Raw genomic sequence first — 19,105 nt, 5'->3', positions numbered from 1 at the left:
CAGGTCATGAGATGGACCTCGCCCGAACAAGCGCGTCGAACACTTCAGGTTCGTAAGGCTCGGGCTCTTTATTCTTAGAGATTTGCAGGTGCACATGCCGCCAATAGGCCGGCGCAATCTCGTGCATAACGTGCGCTTCGGAGAGCATATCAACCACGCGAAGCGCACGTTTTGCTCTCGTTTTTCCGAAGGCATGGAGCAACAGATGGGCGCCCGGATGTACGCCCGGAATGCGCGTTAATTGCTCTCCTGGCCAACCCGCTTGAGCGACAACAACGCGCCATGTTTGGGTGCCAAATTGATCACCACGCCACCGAACAAATCCGAAAATTTGTGAAGGTTTGAAGCGGAGTTCTTCTTGGTTTTCAGAGGTGCGAAAAGCCTTCTTCGGACGCCCAAATAGCAGCCGATCATTCCCTCGATCTCCCCGCCGCGATAGCGAAAGTTGAGTAATTGACTTTGAGTTTTTCGCCGTATCCATACAACAATACACGCAAACTGGAGGCCAGAAGCTGTATTTGGCCCAGCTCATTTCAGCAGCGATAGCGCTGCTGGCTCCTAAATCGCGGACGTTAGAAATCTATCGACACCCCCATCCCCGTCTAGGTTCCGTCCAATGAACGATCACTAAGAGCACCTTTTGCCGCATCCAGAATAGCAAGTCTCAAATCGTTATGATGGTCGTTCGCGCTCCGCGTCTTTTCGCCCCTAGCTCGCAAAAGTTGACCAGTAGTTCATCAATGATTAGACACTATTTAATCAATGATTAGATATAGGGTGAAGCGATGATCAAATACGATTGGTTATGCTTCCGAAAATTTCACCATCGGTGGCAGGCTGACCAATCTGGTTGCTCGCGGCGCAGGGGGATTCAGCGTCGACGACGCCCGATCACAGGGGCGGACCCAATTATGACCAGCACAGGTTCGTCAAAGAAAATTGAGGAAAATGCAAAATGAATTCTGAGCAAGTTTTGTTCACACCACTCAACCTCCCAAATGGGGTGACCTTGAAGAATCGCCTGTGCAAGGCAGCCATGGAGGAAAACCTCGCAACCATTGGTCAACTGCCTGATGGGCGCTTGGAACGGTTGTATGCGCGTTGGGCTGAGGGAGGTGCGGGCCTTGTTCTAACTGGAAACGTCATGATCTCGCCGTCGGCGCTAACCGGGCCCGGAGCGGTCGTCCTAGAACAAGGGACGGATCTAGAACCGTTTCGGCGTTGGGCGAAGGCTGGCACAACAAATGACACGCAACTTTGGATGCAAATAAATCATCCGGGGAGGCAAATGTATGCCGCTATGGGCGAGGAAGCGGTTGCGCCTTCGGCAGTGCCGGTATCGATCGGCAAATACTCAAACTTGATCGCCCCGCCTCGGGCGCTCAGCGAATCCGAAATATTGGAGGTCATCGATCGATTTTCCAAAGCGGCGCGGCTCGCTGAACAAGCGGGTTTCACCGGAGTTCAAATTCATGCAGCCCATGGATATCTGACAAGTCAATTCTTGTCTCCGCTGACAAATCAACGGTCGGATCGATGGGGTGGCTCTCCGGAAAACCGGGCGCGTTTTTTATTGGAGATCGTGTCGGCCGTTCGAGAAGTCGTATCGCCGGATTTTTGTGTTTCGGTAAAACTCAACTCTTCGGATTTTCAGAAAGGTGGCTTCGAGCTAGACGATGCAATGAATGTTGCAAAAAAGCTAAACAATCTAGGCGTTGATCTATTGGAACTCTCGGGTGGATCATACGAAAGTCCTGCCATGTACGGGCGACGCGCGGATTCGACCACATCTCTTCGGGAGGCCTTTTTTGTCGATTTTGCCCGACAGATCGCTCAGGTTGCGAACATGCCGATCATGGTTACCGGCGGCATTTTTCGGAGAAAAACGGCGATTGATGCATTGCAGATGGATAAAGCTGGTTTTGGCGTGAGCGTTTTGGGAATCGCCAAGGCCTTCACCCGGGTCCCTGATCTTCCAAACGAGTGGCGCGCGGGTCGATCAACAAATATCAAACTTCCGAGCGTATCGTGGAAGAATAAAACCCTAGCTGGCGTGGCAACATCAGCGATTGCCCGCCGACGACTTGTGCAACTCGCGAATGGCAAGCAAACGAAGCGATCTCTATCGCCTCTCGTGAGTCTCATCTGGGATCGAATGCGGATAAAAAAACTCACTAAACGATATCGCCTATGGCGCCGCTAAATCCGGATCGAGCTTTCAACAGCCGAAACCGATGACCTGCGCGACATCTCGAGCAGCGTTGAAGGCGATACTCTGTTTTGCGTTGGAATAGGCTTGAACGCACGCCAGGTTGAGAAAGTTAACCTGAGGACTCCGCAGATTCTGCGATTTTCTCATAAACCCGATTTCGACCTGCAGAACTCAATCAAAGCTGTGCCAATCCCGTTTATGCGCCCCAGTTTTGGCAGATCCTTTGTCATTTCCCCATCGTAGAACGCTCCGGGTTGAGAGTCCTTGCGACTAGAATCGTACGCCGCGAACAGCTTTGCTGCTCCTTGATTTGCAGAACCGAAAAAAAGCGGCCCCAATAAACGAACAAACCAGGGCAGCCCACGACTCGAGGTCATTCCCGTTTTGCTGGCTCCGGGACTAGCGCTTAACACTGATACCCCTTTTTCGCCAAATCGATCAGCCAACTCATAAGTGACAACTGACAAAGCCAACTTAGACCTTGCGTATGGCCCTGCAAGCTGGCTGAAACTTTTTGGATTCTCTAGTTCGTCTAATGATAGATCCCGCGCTCGAAACATTGAGCTGGATGACACATTAATGATTGCTCCTCCGGCTTGAGACACTGGGGCCGTCAATAGGTGCATTAATACAAATGGCGCAATCAGATTGACTTGCGTATGAATTTCGACGCCATCTGGAGAAGCCAGCACGCGATCAAGAAGTACGCCAGCGTTGTTGAACAAAATATCAATCGCGATATCCAAGTCTAATATTTGCTGAGCAACGTTCTGAGCGCCGTTCGATGTGCCAAGATCACCTGCAACTAATTTCACCTGAATGTCCGGGAAATCATTTGCCAGTTTCGATTTCAGGCCTTCGAGCTCATCTTGCTTGCGGCCATGTAACACTAGATTATAGCCGCGCTGCGCAGCAATCTTAGCGAGTTCAGCACCGACCCCCCCCGTTGCGCCGGTAATTACACAGTTAGGTTTATTCATAACTCGCTCTCATTTAATCAACGATCAGTTTTTTTAATCATTGATTAGATTGTGGTCAAGGTGAACCCGCGCGTTCCAGTCAGAAGATTAAAGAAGCTGAGTACTCTGACGTCACTCACTTGAAGAAATATGACGCTGCTGAGCAGATGCCAAACGATCGATCACTGGCAGCGGTCCCTATGCGCTGCGGGTGGAAACGGCGGATGTTTTTTGACGATTTGCGCTATCGCTCATCGGAGTAATCAGCTGCTCATGCGACGAGAAAACTTGACGTCCCAATTGACGAAGGGGTCAAAGCAATAAATAACTGCATAATACACATAATTAATCCTCCCGGAGGCTGAGACGCAGGTTCAATCTAACACTCGGAAGAGTGGGATCGCTATCGGCATCCTAGGCCCGCGAAATGGATTAGGCCCGCGCTTCAACCGCTCATCATGGCATCAAGGAACTATATTATGTCAGTAAGATCACTCTTCGTCTCAAGCATCTTGACCATTTCGATTGCTGCTCTGGGGCATACCGTCAGAGCGCAAACCGCCCCGGACATTCCGAACGCCGATAATTCTTCCCCGGCATCAGCGATCGATCAAGTTTCGCAACCTCAGTATGAAGTCATCGTCGAAAAGAACATCCCCATCGTAACGCGCGATGGAACAACTCTTTATGCTGATGTTTACAGACCCGATGCTAGCGGCAAGTTCCCGGTTCTCGTCGCCCATGCACCGTACCAAAAAGACATCGACGAAGTCTTTCCGAAGCCAGTTCCCGGTTATCCCTCCCGCGAGATGCCGATGGTCTCATACTTCGTACCTCGCGGCTATGCGATTGTCCGAGTGGATCCTCGAGGGGTCGGGCGGTCCGAGGGTCAGTTTGGGATTTTCACTCGTCTCGGTGCTGAAGATGCGTATGACACAATCGAGTGGTCTGCTCAGCAACCATGGAGCACCGGCAAGACGTCAATTGGCGGTGGTGTGGGGTACTATTCGATAGCCTCGTGGCTAGTTGCAGCCCTTCGTCCGCCGCACTTAACAACGATGCTCAGTTGGGACGGAGACGCCGATATTTATCGAGGCCTATCTTACCGGGGTGGCATTTATTTTCAGCAACTCGGCGAGTACTATGAGAATGTCGCGGCTTTACAATTGCTCCATGATGATCCGCTGTACAACCGAGATGGATTCACCCGAAACTTTATCGCCGAAACTCTTCAAAATTCATTGGTCAGTGACGCGATTTGGGAAGGCCGGATTCCAGATCTTAGCAAAATCGATATACCAGTTCTAATGACTGAAAGCTGGGGTGTGAACACGATTCACGGTCGCGGGAATATAGAAGCGTACTACCGGATGCGCGAAATGGGGAAACAAAACATAAAGTTGCGCGTTCACGATAATCATAACAAGATGATGTACCCCGGCGGTTGCCAGCAATACGGCGACCACACGTGCGCGTTCTTCAGCGAAGAAGGCCTTCTTGAGCAGCTACGTTGGTACGATTACTGGTTGAAGGGAATCGACACGGGTGTAATGGACGAGCCGCCGGTGAAGCTCTGGGTTAGAAGCGGCCCGGACAGTGGAGTGTTTCGGTTTGAAGAAGATTGGCCACTACCGTCGACGCAATGGACTAAACTCTATTTGAGCAACGCCGTGGCGGGTGTTCACGACCAGTCCGTCAATGATGGCAGCCTGTCGCTGGACGCATCCGGAGATGCGGATTCTGTCACTTTTACTGCGGGGCCATTTGCCTATGCTCGTACACTGGGAATGGGATTGCCGACTGCAAGTTTTTCGACCTCGCCGATGGAGAACGACCAAGAGGTATCTGGACCTATCGCGTTGAAGCTTTGGGTCAGCTCTGAAACCACCGACATGGATATCGTCGCTCATGTCAGAGATATCGCGCCTGATGGGTCTGTCGACAATCTTGCTGATGGTTGGCTGAAAGTGTCTCGCCGAAAGCTGGACCATGAACTTACACGCAAATTTCGCCCATTCCACACCCACGACGAAGAGTTGAAAATGGTTCCGGGCGAAATTTATGAGGTCGAGATCGAGATCTGGCCGATCAGCCATGTGTTCAAGAAGGGACACCGTTTGTGGCTGGACATCGACTCGAGTCCGGGCGGATTCTTCAAGCATGCGCGATACAAGAACGGTAGTACGAATACGATCTATTTCGGTGAAGGACGACGCTCCTATCTTTTGATCCCGTTGATTCCCGCCAGGAAGTAGTGAACGAGATAATCAGCCTCTGTCTGATGTACGTTTAGGACACAATCGGCCGAGATAGCAGTCCCGCGCCGCCTGTTCGGCGCCGATTAGACAGGAGGTCCACTAATGTTGTGGCGCTGACCATCGCCACCGCACTCGGTGCCACCCCGGCCACGGCACTAATCCGCCGACTGCATCTTGGAAGGAGCGCCGAATTACAATCAGAGCGTCGAGAATTATCCCGATTGTGAGGGTGCCGCGCGTGTATGATTAGAACATTCCATTTAACCTTTGTAATTCGGTTCAGACGCCTGCTTGAGACTCGCCATATAACTACGAGTAAGCGGGTATTTTCTGCTCACCATGGCGGCCACCAAGTAGGCTAAGGCAGGAAGGCCTGCGAATACTATCATCAGGTTACGGATTTCGGCGGGTCCGTTTTCGCCAGCTGGATCAAATCCTGCGATGAGTCCAAGCAAGACGAATGGAACACCGATGGCAAAGCTCTGGCCCGTTTTGAAGGCGCTTGTCATTAGAGCGAAAAATACACCGCTTCGGTCTCTGTGCGTTTGGAGGAGATCCTGCTCAACGATGTCGGCGATCATCGAACGGGCGAGCGCGGCGGGTGCGCCAAACCCTACTCCGCTGACAACTACTGCAACTGCGAGGGCCGCATAGCCACCGACCCATGAAAGCGGGATGTAGGAAACGTGCGCGACAAATGCGAGAATGCATAACCAGGTCAGCGTACGATGCTTGTCGGTGACCTCCGAAAGCTTCATCCACAACGGCATGGACAACAGACCCGATAGAAAAAATAGCATCAACATGGCGCTAGCCCCGTTCTCAACTCCAAAACCCCACTCCGCCGCGAACAGATAAGTTGCCCCGGTGCTAGCAATTGCCAATCCGATGCAAATCTCAATAATTACAACACGGATTAGCGCTTCGTTTTTTGCGATCTGCTTGACGACCGACCATGCATTAGCCGTCAATGCTGGATCCTTTTGAGGTGCTATTGACGCATCGGGCACTCGCCAAATGGCCCAAGCGGTACAGATTGGCAATGAGACCAGCAGCACCAAACCCATTATCTGCGTTTGACCGAATATATCCAAGGCCATTGCGTTCTCAAGTATGGCCGGCAACGCCAGCAGCGAGAGGAGCGAAATAGATCCAAAAACCTCACGCCACATGAAGTACCTAGAGCGATCATCGTAGCTCTGAGCGAGGGTGGTTACCCAAGCCTGATGCGGTGTCTGCAACATCGTGAAGCCGGCGTAGAGAACCAAAATCCAGCCCAGTAGATACCAGCTGCTTACGCCATCGCGCGGAGGCATGTAGAGGAAATACCCAGACACCATGAGTATCGGAAGACTGAGCACCATCCAATGAGTAACGCGACCAAATCTAGATGGGAAACGATCAATCAATACGCCCATGATCGGGTCTGTGATCATGTCCCAAAGTCTTGCGATCATGAACAGCGCGCCAGTGACATCGAGCCCTAACTTTAAATCAACCGCGTAAAATTTGGGCATAAAGACGGCAAAGGGCAACCCAATCGCGGCTAACGGGATCGCGATCAAACCGTAAGAGATAAGCTGCCGAGTGTCGGACCTGACGGCCTGATCCTTGCTGGGGAGTTTCATGTACTACTGTTCCTGATTCTGATTGATGTTTTCGAGACCAGGCCCTTCCGCTCATGGGCTGCGTGATTTCGCCGCCCAATTCGACTGCACTGAATGCTCGTGCTGCTTTTGGCTTCCATCTCGCTGGTACCCTTGGAGGCTATCTGTTGACCTCAATGACCGTGCTCGTGCTGACAGAATTACACTCCTGTTGACTTTTGCACAATAGTGTTCAATTATGATCAAGCGCGTCAATTGCAAGAGGTTTATTTTGAGAAAGACAGCCGTCACACACCGAATCCATGACGCCGCGATCGAAATTTTCGCGACAAAGGGCGCAACAGACATCAACGTGAGCGAATTGGCTCAAAAAGCTGGAGTCGCGCGCGGCACAATCTATAGCCACGTCGATCATATTGATGGTCTCTTCGATCAAGTGGTCGCTGATGTTTCAAGCGACATGTACGCGCGCACACTTGCGAGCGTCGAAGGTATAGACGATCCCGCCCACCTACTTTCAAATGGTGCGCGAATGTTCATCCGAAGGAGCCATGACGACCCTTACTGGGGCAGGTTCATGATGAGGTTTGCCTTGAACGCCGAACCGCTGAGAGGCATCCTGACTGACGCACCTACGCAGTATATTCGTCGTGGAGTTCAATCCGGCAGATATAACCTCGGAGCAGCGAGCGTGGAATCGGCCGTCGCGCTCCTGGCAGGAACGACCCTTGCCTCTATGTTACTCGTCATTGACGGACATCAAACTTGGCGCAAAGCGGGTTCAGATGCGGTGGAGTTAATCCTAACTGCGTTTGGAATAGAAGAAGAAGAAGCTCGCGAAATTTCAACGAGGGAGTTGCCTAAATTGGCGCCCTCCCCGTAGGCGCACACTGACCGGCTTGGATATCCCGTAAAGACATCCAGTAGAAAGCCGAAAACCGCGCCGCTGCTCGCTCAATTTGAGGCCGTCAGCCAACAGCCAGAACATGGCTATCTCGCAAGTTGATCACAAAGATGTAGCACAGCTTTTTCACACAGGAATCTAAATCCGATGACCAACCAACAAAAGACAAAGTCAGGGCAAGCGATGCCCACTACGGCGGGCCGCCCAGCCCACAAGTGGAGCTCGGAGGATCTGCAAGCCGCGGGACTCGACCCACGATTTCGAAGCGAACGATTTGGGGAGCCAGGAAAACAGCTGCACGCAGTTTTTGGCGGCCAAGGAGAGCCCCTAGTGCTTCTCCCTGGATGGCCCCAAACTTGGTATGCTTGGCGCAGAACGTTAAATGCACTTGCAAGCGAGTACACAGTAATTGCAGTTGACCCGCGGGGTTTCGGTGGGTCTGACGCAGCACCTGGCGACTATGACGTCGGCACAATCGCCGACGAATTGGTGAATTTCATTCAATCCGAATTTGGATACAGAAAATTCAACCTGGTGGGGCATGACGTCGGCGCTTGGATAGCTCACAGCATAGCGGCGAGGCACGCAGAATCCGTTGCGGCTGTTGTTCTTTGTGAAGCAATTATTCCCGGTTTGGTAGATGGACCGCCGATGTTTCTCCCGGCTCCGTTCATAGAGCGTGCCTGGCATTTTGCGTTTAATCGAGTGCAGTCTTTGAACGAGATACTAGTCCAAGGCAAAGAAACGGAGTTCCTGCGGTTTCAATTCGAGAACAAGGCGCATCTGCCGGATGCGATTAGCGATGACGACCTCGAAATTTACGCGCGCGCCTACCGATCAGCAGATCATTTACGTGCGAGCTTCGACTACTATCGAGCGCTTGACCGCAATATTCAACTTACCGCAGAAAGCAAAGCGAACCCATTTCCCATGCCCGTGCTAGCAGTTGGTGGCGAGTACGGAATGGGCGCAGGGCAAGAGCAGTCTCTAAAACCGTATACGAACGACTTAACCGGCCGTGTTGTTCCCGGCGTTGGACACTATCCAGCTGAAGAAGATCCGCACGCCATGGTCTCCGTATTGTTGGACTTCTTCAGTCAAACCTGAGTCGTACGAACGGTTCCAGAGCCGACTTTCTGACGCCACTGCGCAGATGTGGTCCAGGCGAGTCTGCCAGCGAACTATGTGTATTACGCAAATAATCTAGCTGAGCATCTTGACGGCAAAATTATGCATGCATAATACACGCAATGTCCCGCGACTAGGCGCTAAAGATGCTCGAGAAAGCGATGTGACACTGATGCGATCCGATTCAGATCGGGCAATCACGTGTCGCCAGGCCTCGCCACCATGAACGACGCAACAAGCCACAGAGGTTTCACTAGGAAAGTGAAAAAATGAACACACCGATAGATGGCCTGCCGCTCGTTCTTGGCGGTAATGTTTTTGGATGGACCGCGAAAGGCGATGAGGGTTTTGCCGTCCTCGACGCTTTTTATGAGGCAGGTGGCCGAATGATCGATACCGCCGATGCTTATACTAAGGCCATGCCCGGACACAGCGGTGGCGAATCTGAAACGTTCATTGGGCAGTGGTTAACAAGCCGCGGTGTGCGTGACGAAATGAAAATCCATACAAAGACGGGCAAACTCAATCCCGGCGACGAGCTATACGAACTTTCTACAGTGTCCTCGACGATTGAGGAGTCCCTAAACCGCCTCCAAACCAACCATGTCGACCTCTACTACGCACATGCGGACAACACTGATGTGCCAATTGATCAAATCGTTGAAAGCATGAACACGACTGTCTTCGCAGGCAAAGCCCACGCGCTAGGCATTTCGAACATAACTCTCCCACGATTCAAAATGGCGTTGGACGCAGCTGCAAGAACGAGCGCGACAAAGTTCTCCGTATTGCAGAACCAAATGAACCTATTGGAACAGGATGACTTCGATCCAACCTATCAACAGTTCTGTGTCGAACATGGAATTTCAATGCTGCCTTATTTCAGCCTGGCATCGGGATACCTGACTGGGAAGTACCGCACACCGGGTGATTTTGACAAATGGATGCGCGGCAGAATGACAAAGCGATATACGGAAAACGGTAAGAACGTCCTCGCCGCGATGGATGCTATTGCAACAGAGACTGGCGCTTCATTGGCGACAATCGCGCTTGCATGGCTTGCGAGTCAACCCGGCATTACTTCCCCAATTGCCAGCGCCCGGACAGTTGATCAACTCGAACAGCTCATCGATTTCACACGCCTAAAACTGTCTGAAATCCAAATCAAATCCCTGACTGAAGCTGCGGCACAAAGCCCAACAGCCTCAAGGTGACCCCCCCCCCCCCCCGCAAGGCACCGCGAATTTTCCTTCGCGACCTCAACTTCGTCGACTTGAAAACATGATAACATTCTAAGGAGATCATAGATGCGCCACTCTAAACCCACCGAGCAGGACAGCAAAACTGACTACTCTGTATCGCCGGTTGAGCACGAAATCGTCGTAGATAAAGATGTGCCTATCCAAGTCCGAGACGGTACAACACTCTATGCTGACATATACAGACCCAATTCGCCGGGCAAGTTTCCAGTCTTGTTGGCACATTCTCCATATCTAAAAGACATCGACGAAATGTTCCCAAAGCCGGTGCCGGACTATGATTCAAGAGAAATGCCCATGGCATCATTCTTTGTACCACGCGGCTACGTCATTGTACGCCTAGACGTACGCGGCATTGGAAAATCTGAAGGCCATTTTGAGTTATTGTCCTTGCAAGAAGCCGAGGATGCTTACGATGTTATTGAATGGGCTGCGCAACAGACATGGAGTAATGGAAGGTCCTCTGTTGGCGGCGGCGTCGGTTATTATTCCATAGCATCTTGGAAAGTTGCCAGCTTGCGACCGCCACACCTAACGACCATGCTAAGCTGGGACGGCGATGCCGATATCTACCGCGGCCAGGTTTATCGGGGTGGGATGTATCTCGCTGCGCTTGGCTTCTATTACGAAATTATTTCCGCAAGCCAGCTTTTAGCAGGCGATCCAGAGTACAACTTGGAAGGATTGTCGAATAACCCTTTCTACGACAGTCTAACCAATCCCCTGATCAACGAATTCTGGCAGTCAAAAACCCCGGACTTAGCCCAAATCGACATCCCGGTTCTCATGACTGAGAGTTGGGGAGTAAACACCGTACATGGGCGCGGAAACATTGAACCATTCTTGCGCATGCGAGAACTCGGGAAAGAGAACATCAAACTTCGAATTCACGACAACCACGATCAAGCGGTTTATCCAGACTACACGAAATATGGGTCACATACTTGTGCTTTTTTCAGCGACGAAGGATTGCTTGAACAGTTGCGGTGGTACGACTATTGGCTCAAGGACATAGATACTGGCATTATGGACGAGCCTCCCGTCAAAGTGTGGGTTCGCGGGGGCCGCGATGGCGGCGAGTTTAGGTATGAACATGATTGGCCACTCCCTGATACACAGTGGACAAAATTCTACCTCCACGGTGCGAGCGCAGGTGCAGTAACGAACTCTCTCAATGACGGCAGTCTGACTAACGACCCATCTCAAGAGCAGGCAATCATATCTTATGAAGTTGGACCGGAAGCGTACGCACGCAATATGTATATGGGACTTCCAACCCTGAGCTTCTCTACGCCTCCGCTAGACGTCGATACAGAAGTGACTGGTCCGGTTGTTTTGAAACTTTGGGTCAGCTCTGAAACCGACGACATGGACGTGGTCGCCCACCTTAAAGATTTGGCACCCGATGAAAGCGTGGACCAATTGGCGGATGGATGGCTCAAAGTCTCTCACCGTAAACTTGATCCAGAGTTGACGAGAGATTTCCGCCCATTCCACAGCCATGATGAAGAACTAAGCATGACCCCAGGCGAGATTTATGAAATCGAGTTGGAGGTTTGGCCGATAAGTCATGTATTCAAAGCAGGACATCGAATTCGGCTGGATATCGGGGCCTACGCACCAGGTTTTTACAACAAAGCGCCGTACAAAATCGGCAAAAAGAACAGCATCATCATGGGCGGTCAGCACAACTCTTATTTGCAACTGCCGATCATCCCGCAACGCTAGAGCGAACAAACCAGAGAACCTTACCCTGAATCATTAGGGCAACTGAGCTTCACCTGACAGCCTCGGTTGCCTTGATGCACTCATACCGAGTAAACGCATCGTCGCGCCGGCACACCAACTTAAATATGTGTTCCCCAGACGCTTCCAAAGCACTGCGCGTCTTTGATTTTACTTTCTTGGATTACTTTTCCGCTCTTGGTATCGCCCCGAACTTCGCTATCCGGCTTGCCCTTAGCAGCGATCAAAAATGAAGTTGGCTCGCAGGGGCAACACCATCCCAGAGCAGTTTGAGCGACACCAACAACAAAGCCCAAGTCACAATCTTGTAGAATATTTCTTCTGGAACGATACTCACCAATCGCACGCCAGCAAACACAGCGATCACAGCCGGAACTACCAACACCGCGGCAACTTGAAGGTTCGTCGGACTCAGCTGACCCAGATAGTAGTACGGAAGGATTTTTGCTGCGTTCCCAATCGCAAATGCAATAGTTGTGGTTCCCATAAAAACCGCTTTCGGCATTTTCAAGGGCAGCGTGTAAACCTGGTATGGGGGTGCGCCGGAGTGTATCAAGAAACTCGTAAAACCAGTGAGCGACCCCCAGAACAGGCCGGGCCATACGCGGGCAGGCTTTTCCGCGACAATATGGTTTGAACGTAGTAGACTATTTAAGGCGAACACCGCTCCAATCAGACCGACAATGGCCGTGACTGCATTCTCAGGAACCACGCTTGCGAACGCCCAAGCCCACCCCAAACCAATCATCATTCCGGGAACAATGATTAAGAGCACTCGTTTGTTAAATTCGTGTCGATAAGCGTAAACTCCAAAAACATCTGACACAATATAGACGGGCAAAAGCAGTCCTGCTGCAGCGAAAGGATCGATAACAAGAGCCAAGATAGGCACACCCATCATCCCTGCTACCGGCATGCCGCCCTTACCGATGCCAACCAGCAGGCTTGCTATGATTGCGGCAAACCAAAACGCTGTTCCATCCATAGAAAAGTATCCTTCGTTCTATCGTAGTTGTTTGACCCACGACCGCGAAGACGCCACCAAAACAATCGTCTGGATCGACATGCCTGCAACGTCGCGTTGCGTTTCAGATGCCAAGAAGGCGCTCCCGATATCTCGGTGAATGGGCATGAAAGGTGCTGCGAGCTGGAGCAACTACCAGAGCGAAGCAGGCGACGCTCACTCCGCATATCGACACACGTGTTGAATTTTCCTCTTTCTTATTCAACTCTTTATGTGCTTTCTGCGCACGCTAGTTTGGAGGCAACATGGCGTCAACAAAAAATGTGCATAATGCACCTACCTCGGCACAACTTCGAGAGTTACACAGCGCTTTGCTTGAAATTGTGGGGGTCATGAACCGGCCTCAACGCGACGAAGCAACCATTCGCGAAGCAGGCATCTCCCTTGATCGAGCGCTTTTCGCTCTTCTTATTCTTGTGGAGCGGTTTGGCCCGATTGGTGTGGGTGACCTAGCAGATAGAGTAGGTCGCGATCATACGACCGTCAGTCGCCAGGTAGCTAAGCTCGAAAAGCTAGGCTTGATTACTCGGAAGGTCGCCGCAGACGACCGTCGCTTTCATCGTTCCATTGTCACTCCAAAAGGCAAAGCGATGACTGATCGCATTGATGCCGCCCGAGAACGCATTGCAGCAGACATCGCTAAGTCATGGAGCAAGCGAGACATATCTGAGCTAGTTAGACTTTTGCGAAAACTTGCAGACGCTTTGGCGACCGAGTCTTCGAACAAAACCGGCAAATCATAAAGTTGGTAATAAAGAACGACAGTCCTCAATACCTAAGCCGCTCCAGCACCTCGATGGGTCGCCAACTAATTAATGTGCAGATTGGTTGCGTACTCAGTCTCAACGTGCGCACAGCGTGGGCGTCTCTCCAAAAGTGAATAGAAAGACTGATTTAAACCGGACTTGCGAACTCAATTGATTTTTTTGCGGTTCAGCGACCGTGAGACATTTTATTTGTTTTGCTTAAGAAGGTTGTTGGCTCATCGTGACAGAACCAAGGAGTGACGATGAGCGAGAAAACCGAAAGTGACGAGCAGCACACTGAAATGGTGAAGCGCCGCACCCGGCACAAATATTCAGCCGAAGAGGAGATCCGTATTGACCTGGAAGGCATGCACGGGGAACACTCGATTGCAGAGCTATTTCGGTGCACGGCGATTGCCCTGAGCCAGTGTTATAGCTGGGCGAAGCATTTCATGGAGGCTGGCAAGAAACGCCGAACCGGGACCACCTAATCTAAGCACTTCACCTTTAAACCGCCCCAACAATCGAGAATTTCCCAATACGCGAATTGCTAGAGCGCTTTGCGTATTAGATGACAGCACCTTTGCGTTTGTTTGAGTATCCTCGTGCGGCACCCTGCATTGACTCGCAACTAATCATTGATTAGTTGCTGTGGAGACGTCACCACTAGTTCCGTCAAAAATTCACTTAACCTAACCGTAGAACGTGATCGATCTTTTGCCAGCCAATCAAAGCACACTCGGATTGACTACGTTGATTGAGCCGCAACAGGTATCACGGTCCCAATACAAGCTGCAAATAACCCCCGAGCTATGCGTCGGAACACCGGAAAAAAGATTTATGTTCGGTGGGGTTGGTCTTGGCGCATCATTGTTTGCGTTAGAAAAGACAACTCGCGCTCCTGTTATTTGGGCGAGCGCGCATTTTTTGAACTTTGCCCGCCCTCCCCAAACCCTCGCACTCGAAGTAAACACTCACAAATCGGGTCGCTTCATCGAACAAACGAGCGTTGAAGGCTTTGTCAATCGTGGCACCGTGTTTCGAGTAGCCGCAGCAATGGGAACGCGACCAGATGAGTTTCCGGCACAATGGCAAAAAATGCCATTGACTCCGTTGCCAGAAGATTGCCCCTTGGGGCAGCACTGGAGGAAAGGGTCCACCAGTATTCACAGCGGATTAGAGGTGCGCGTTGCCCGCGGAACGTACGGAAGCGATCGTGTAAGTCAGAGCGACCCGTTAGGAATGCTCTTACTTTGGGTACGCCCTAAGAACCTCGACAAGATAACGGTTCCATTTTTGGCGGTGCTAGCGGACCTAATACCAGCCGGTGTGGGGAACGCGCTAGGGATTAATGCCGGCGGAAACAGCTTAGACATAACTCTTCGACTGACTAATACGGAGCCAACAGAATGGGTAATGGTCGAGATCAACATTCTTACAATCAATGCAGGCTTAGTGCATGGCTCCGCTAATCTGTACAATCAACGAGGCGAGTTACTGGGCATGGCAAGCCAGTCTCTAATATTGAGAGTTCATTCCCCCGACACAAAATAAGCCCCCCCCGAGATCAATAATCTGGTCCTCGGGTTTATTGGAGCACCGGTGATATCCTACTCGATATCAGCCTTTATCGCAGATGGACATCCGCAAACCTGAGCGGTTCAAGTTGAACTGGGGGCGTCTCGGTGAGCGCAGTCTTCAAAAATGGCGATCCAGCTCGAGTTCAAAGATCAACTTCGATGGATATTGAGCTGATCCGTAACTAGGTTTCGATAAGCGTTTCGATCTAAAGAAAGAGCGAGGTGCAGCTTTGTCCCCAGGAGCGAATCGCCGAGCGCAGGAAGTAAAACTAGCAGGACGGTCAGGGCTGCTTGTTCGCGTTTATATTGCGAGTCCCCATGTGATTGTAGGACAGAGACAAGCTCGGCCACGGTTTCGCACAATGGCGTCAACAACTCTCGGTGCCCGCTGGAGGCAAGCCAAGCAATCAATCGACCTGCACCGTCTTCGTCAAATCCGTCGAACACCAAGTCAATAATACTTCTTCTTTCGACTGTGCCTTCACGGAGTTCTAAAATCGCTTGCTCTACTGTCGTCACCAGGTCCCTCGTCATTGCTTCTGCAAGCGCCGCTTGTAGACCAGCAGCGGAACCAAAATGGTGCGCGATGGTGCCATGCGCCATATCGAGTTTACCCGCGACTGCTTTCAGCGTTATCGCCTCTGGGCCAGATTCCAACAGTAATGTGCGAGCTTCCTGCAAAGCAATCTGACGAGCTTCTGCCGGAGACCTTCTACGTCGTTTCTTATTCGAATTTGTTATTGTCATGAGTTTCAATAAGCTCTAATTATATTGCATACACCGATCACCACTACATTGCTCGGCCCGGTAGCGCCAAGTTTTTGTGCACGCCGCCGAAACGAAAAGTTTATCGCCGATACGGAAGGATATTTGGAATATGCCTGGCACCACTACTAACAATCTAGGCTCGGATCTGGACGCTTCCACGCTTCCACTTGATCAGTTAGATCCGGCGGATCCTGTTCGATTTGAGCACAATACAATGTTGCCGGTTTTCGAACGTCTCCGCCGCGAAGATCCTATCCATTATACGGAAAACAGCATGTTTGGCCCGTACTGGTCGGTAACTAAATGGCACGACATAATGAGCGTAGACACTGATCATGAAACGTTCTCATCCGAACCGCGTATTTCTCTGATCCCAAATGTCTCACCCGGACAACAGGAAGAAATGCAAGCCTTGCAAATGTTTATATCGATGGACCCACCAAAACACGGTCAGCAACGTAAGTCAGTCAGCCCGGCAGTTTCTCCGACAAACCTGCGGGAAATGGCGCCACTGATCCGAGAACGCGTTGGCAAAATTCTAGATAGCTTACCCATCGGCGAGAAATTCGACTGGGTTGACAAGGTTTCGATGGAACTAACCGCGATGACATTGGCGACCTTGTTTGGGATGGATCAAGACGATCGTCGGCTTTTGACGCATTGGTCCGATGTAGTCACGGCAATTCCCGGCCCCGGTCGCATCGTCGAGACTCGAGAAGAAAAGCTTGGCATTTTTGGAGAGTTTCACGCATATTTCACTGAACTATGGAATCGCCGTGTTAACTCAGACCCGACTGGCGATTTGGTCTCCATGCTGGCCCACAACCCCGCCACACGTCACATGCAGCCATTGGAGTATTTCGGGAACGTCATCTTGCTCACGGTTGGAGGAAATGACACCACACGCAATACGCTGACCGGGTCGGTTCTCGCTTTGCATGAGAACCCCGATCAGTATTCCAAGCTGAAAGCCGATCCGGGTCTTTTGCCAGCAATGGTTTCAGAAACGATCCGCTGGCAAACCCCTCTCGCCCATATGAAGAGGCGAGCTACTCGAGACGTGGAGCTTGGAGGCAAAAAAATCGCGAAAGGCGAATCGGTGGTGATGTGGTATGTTTCTGGCAATCGAGATGAAGATGTCATCGAACAACCAAATCTTTACAATATCGCGCGGCCGAACCCGCGGCAGCATATGTCTTTCGGATTTGGAATTCATCGCTGTGTCGGTAACAGGCTGGCTGAACTACAGCTTAGAATTGCGTGGGAAGAAATCTTCAAACGATTTTCAGAGATCGTCGTCGTGGACGAACCGAAGAGGGTCCATTCTTCGTTCGTAAAGGGATATGAATCCATGAACGTCATCATTCCGGCCCGCAAGTAGTATTCATGAACGACGAAGAAAGCGGGCACAGAAACCCGGCCGCGGATAGAGATGAAACCGAATTCAATGAAATTGTTCGTGCAAATCTAAAGCGCAACTACGCGGCGAATTTTTTTCATGGCATGCTAGGCATGACGGGGTTCCGACTCGTCAACACCCCAACATTTCTACCCGCATATCTATTTTTGATTTCAGGATCCAACGCCATCGTCGGCTTGGGACTGGCGCTGCAGCAAGTGGGCGGCATTGTTTCCCCAATCATCACCGGTAATCGCGTTGAGCATCGCGATAAGGTGATGCCGGCCGCCATGCTTCTAGGTATACTCAGTCGATTGTCGGTGCTGGGCATAGCCTTAACCGGTTGGTTCGTGGTTGGAAATATTCAAGTAGCCGCACTGTTGGGATTTCTGTTCTTCTTCGGCGTATTCATGAGCGCGCAACGCGTCGTTTTTCAACTCCTCTTATCGAAGGTCATTCCAATCCGTCAGCGAGGGCGATTGCAAGCCTGGCGAAACGCGACCGGGGGTCTTGTCGCGGCGGCTCTCGCCTACTTTTCTGGCAAAGTCTTCATCGCTCAAAATGCTCTGGGCAACGGTTATGCGACGACTTTTCTGTGCGCATTTGTGTTGACGAGCCTCGGTTTGATGGTCTTGCATTTTATGATTGTTGAACCAAAATCGCCGCAGCTGCGCCCACCTATGCGATTTACCGATCGCCTAAGAGAATTTCCCTCACTCGTCTCCGAAAATCCAAGCTTTGGTTGGTTTTTGCTGGTTCAATTTTTTGCGGCCATGGGTAGAATGGCAGCTCCTTTTTATATTCTTTATGTTGGCGAGAAAATCACGATTGACGGCGCGACATTGGGTTTGCTCTCGCTCGCCTATCTTGGTGCCGGAACTGTTTCAAATTTGGTTTGGGGATATCTCGGGGATCGAACAGGTTTCCGACTGATACTCGTTCTCGCGGTACTAACCTGGATTTCGGCAACCTTACTATTGATCTTTACCTCGTCAGTTCCGTTCATATTTCTTGCTTTCTTTGGGTTTGGCAGCGCTCAAGCCGGCTACTTGATGGGATCGCAGACAATTGTTTTAGAGTTCGGCGAGCGTAGAGATTTACCTATGCGCATAGCGCTCTCCGCAACGGCAGAGAATGTGGCTGCTACGATTGGTCCGCTTGCTGGCGGAGTGATCGCCGACCTGCTCGGCTACAATTTTGTATTAGGGGTCTCTCTTGTCGTATTTTTCATGGCTTTAACACTGTTAGCTTTTTCGGTTGGTGAACCTCGCGATACGCGTGGTGTTTGATGCTATCACCGCTGTTCGATACACGCTCATCTTCATACAAACGGCATTGGCGCACGGTCTTTTAAATGGTTGTCCCTGCACGCATGCGATCGGTTATCGCGCTCTGGTAATGGTAGCGACAATACTCACCGGGGGACCGGCCCAACATTGTTGCGCTTATTACCGACTTTGGATTCGGAGATGAGAGCGCCAGGCTTTTCTATTTGAGCATCATGTAAACGTTTAG

General features: G+C 51.2%; 16 protein-coding genes. 11 read left to right on the top strand and 5 right to left on the bottom strand.

Annotation, left to right across the window (positions count from 1 at the left end; genetic code table 11):
* Nucleotides 1–4 precede the first annotated feature (4 nt).
* The gene (locus MY069_RS14330) at nucleotides 5–481 is read right to left on the bottom strand and encodes a DUF2840 domain-containing protein (protein WP_482794466.1); all 477 of its coding nucleotides are present in this window, start codon (nucleotides 479–481) and stop codon (nucleotides 5–7) included.
* Nucleotides 482–955: 474 nt separating this feature from the next.
* On the opposite strand from MY069_RS14330, the gene MY069_RS14325 reads away from it, so the two are divergent.
* Entirely contained in the window at nucleotides 956–2,203 is a 1,248-nt protein-coding gene (locus MY069_RS14325; protein ID WP_482794465.1) for an NADH:flavin oxidoreductase/NADH oxidase family protein, read from the top strand.
* Nucleotides 2,204–2,355: 152 nt separating this feature from the next.
* Here the strand turns inward: MY069_RS14325 and MY069_RS14320 are convergent, their stop codons facing one another.
* Entirely contained in the window at nucleotides 2,356–3,192 is an 837-nt protein-coding gene (locus MY069_RS14320; RefSeq protein ID WP_482794464.1) for an SDR family NAD(P)-dependent oxidoreductase, read from the bottom strand.
* A 458-nt stretch (nucleotides 3,193–3,650) separates the two neighbouring features.
* Between MY069_RS14320 and MY069_RS14315 the strand changes: the two genes are divergently transcribed.
* Nucleotides 3,651–5,426, top strand: coding sequence for a CocE/NonD family hydrolase (locus MY069_RS14315; RefSeq protein WP_482794463.1), 1,776 nt, complete (start codon nucleotides 3,651–3,653; stop codon nucleotides 5,424–5,426).
* 263 nt (nucleotides 5,427–5,689) lie between these two features.
* Here the strand turns inward: MY069_RS14315 and MY069_RS14310 are convergent, their stop codons facing one another.
* A complete protein-coding gene (locus tag MY069_RS14310; protein ID WP_482794462.1) occupies nucleotides 5,690–7,057 on the bottom strand; it encodes an MFS transporter in 1,368 nt (455 codons plus the stop codon).
* Nucleotides 7,058–7,274: 217 nt separating this feature from the next.
* Here MY069_RS14310 and MY069_RS14305 point away from each other — a divergent pair, with 217 nt between their 5' ends.
* From MY069_RS14305 to MY069_RS14290, 4 genes are all read left to right on the top strand, one after another.
* Nucleotides 7,275–7,919: a TetR/AcrR family transcriptional regulator gene (locus MY069_RS14305; RefSeq protein WP_482794461.1), complete on the top strand. Its 645-nt coding sequence runs from the start codon at nucleotides 7,275–7,277 to the stop codon at nucleotides 7,917–7,919.
* A gap of 351 nt (nucleotides 7,920–8,270) precedes the next feature.
* Entirely contained in the window at nucleotides 8,271–9,047 is a 777-nt protein-coding gene (locus MY069_RS14300) for an alpha/beta fold hydrolase (RefSeq protein WP_482794460.1), read from the top strand.
* 290 nt (nucleotides 9,048–9,337) lie between these two features.
* The gene (locus MY069_RS14295) at nucleotides 9,338–10,282 is read left to right on the top strand and encodes an aldo/keto reductase (protein WP_482794459.1); all 945 of its coding nucleotides are present in this window, start codon (nucleotides 9,338–9,340) and stop codon (nucleotides 10,280–10,282) included.
* A 93-nt stretch (nucleotides 10,283–10,375) separates the two neighbouring features.
* A complete protein-coding gene (locus MY069_RS14290; RefSeq protein ID WP_482794458.1) occupies nucleotides 10,376–12,055 on the top strand; it encodes a CocE/NonD family hydrolase in 1,680 nt (559 codons plus the stop codon).
* Nucleotides 12,056–12,296: 241 nt separating this feature from the next.
* Here the strand turns inward: MY069_RS14290 and MY069_RS14285 are convergent, their stop codons facing one another.
* Nucleotides 12,297–13,058, bottom strand: coding sequence for a sulfite exporter TauE/SafE family protein (locus MY069_RS14285; protein ID WP_482794457.1), 762 nt, complete (start codon nucleotides 13,056–13,058; stop codon nucleotides 12,297–12,299).
* A gap of 284 nt (nucleotides 13,059–13,342) precedes the next feature.
* On the opposite strand from MY069_RS14285, the gene MY069_RS14280 reads away from it, so the two are divergent.
* The 3 genes from MY069_RS14280 to MY069_RS14270 all read left to right on the top strand — a co-directional run bounded on the left by MY069_RS14280 (nucleotide 13,343) and on the right by MY069_RS14270 (nucleotide 15,397).
* Nucleotides 13,343–13,840: a MarR family winged helix-turn-helix transcriptional regulator gene (locus MY069_RS14280; RefSeq protein ID WP_482794456.1), complete on the top strand. Its 498-nt coding sequence runs from the start codon at nucleotides 13,343–13,345 to the stop codon at nucleotides 13,838–13,840.
* Between the two features lie 266 nt (nucleotides 13,841–14,106).
* Nucleotides 14,107–14,334 carry a hypothetical protein gene (locus MY069_RS14275; RefSeq protein ID WP_482794455.1) on the top strand — a complete coding sequence of 76 codons (228 nt, stop codon included), beginning with the start codon at nucleotides 14,107–14,109 and terminating at the stop codon, nucleotides 14,332–14,334.
* 214 nt (nucleotides 14,335–14,548) lie between these two features.
* Complete coding sequence (locus tag MY069_RS14270; protein ID WP_482794454.1) at nucleotides 14,549–15,397, top strand: thioesterase family protein; 849 nt, start codon at nucleotides 14,549–14,551, stop codon at nucleotides 15,395–15,397.
* A 176-nt stretch (nucleotides 15,398–15,573) separates the two neighbouring features.
* Here the strand turns inward: MY069_RS14270 and MY069_RS14265 are convergent, their stop codons facing one another.
* The gene (locus MY069_RS14265) at nucleotides 15,574–16,170 is read right to left on the bottom strand and encodes a TetR/AcrR family transcriptional regulator (protein WP_482796715.1); all 597 of its coding nucleotides are present in this window, start codon (nucleotides 16,168–16,170) and stop codon (nucleotides 15,574–15,576) included.
* Nucleotides 16,171–16,300: 130 nt separating this feature from the next.
* Here MY069_RS14265 and MY069_RS14260 point away from each other — a divergent pair, with 130 nt between their 5' ends.
* On the top strand, nucleotides 16,301–17,572 hold the full coding sequence (locus MY069_RS14260; RefSeq protein ID WP_482794453.1) for a cytochrome P450: 1,272 nt from the start codon (nucleotides 16,301–16,303) through the stop codon (nucleotides 17,570–17,572).
* A gap of 5 nt (nucleotides 17,573–17,577) precedes the next feature.
* Nucleotides 17,578–18,879, top strand: a complete 1,302-nt coding sequence (locus MY069_RS14255) for an MFS transporter (RefSeq protein ID WP_482794452.1) — start codon at nucleotides 17,578–17,580, stop codon at nucleotides 18,877–18,879.
* Nucleotides 18,880–19,105: the final 226 nt, after the last annotated feature.

The organism is Hyphomonas sp. ske169 (assembly GCF_056850855.1).
Note: the sequence above shows the minus strand (reverse complement) of the source record. Positions and strands in the feature narration are given on the sequence as shown.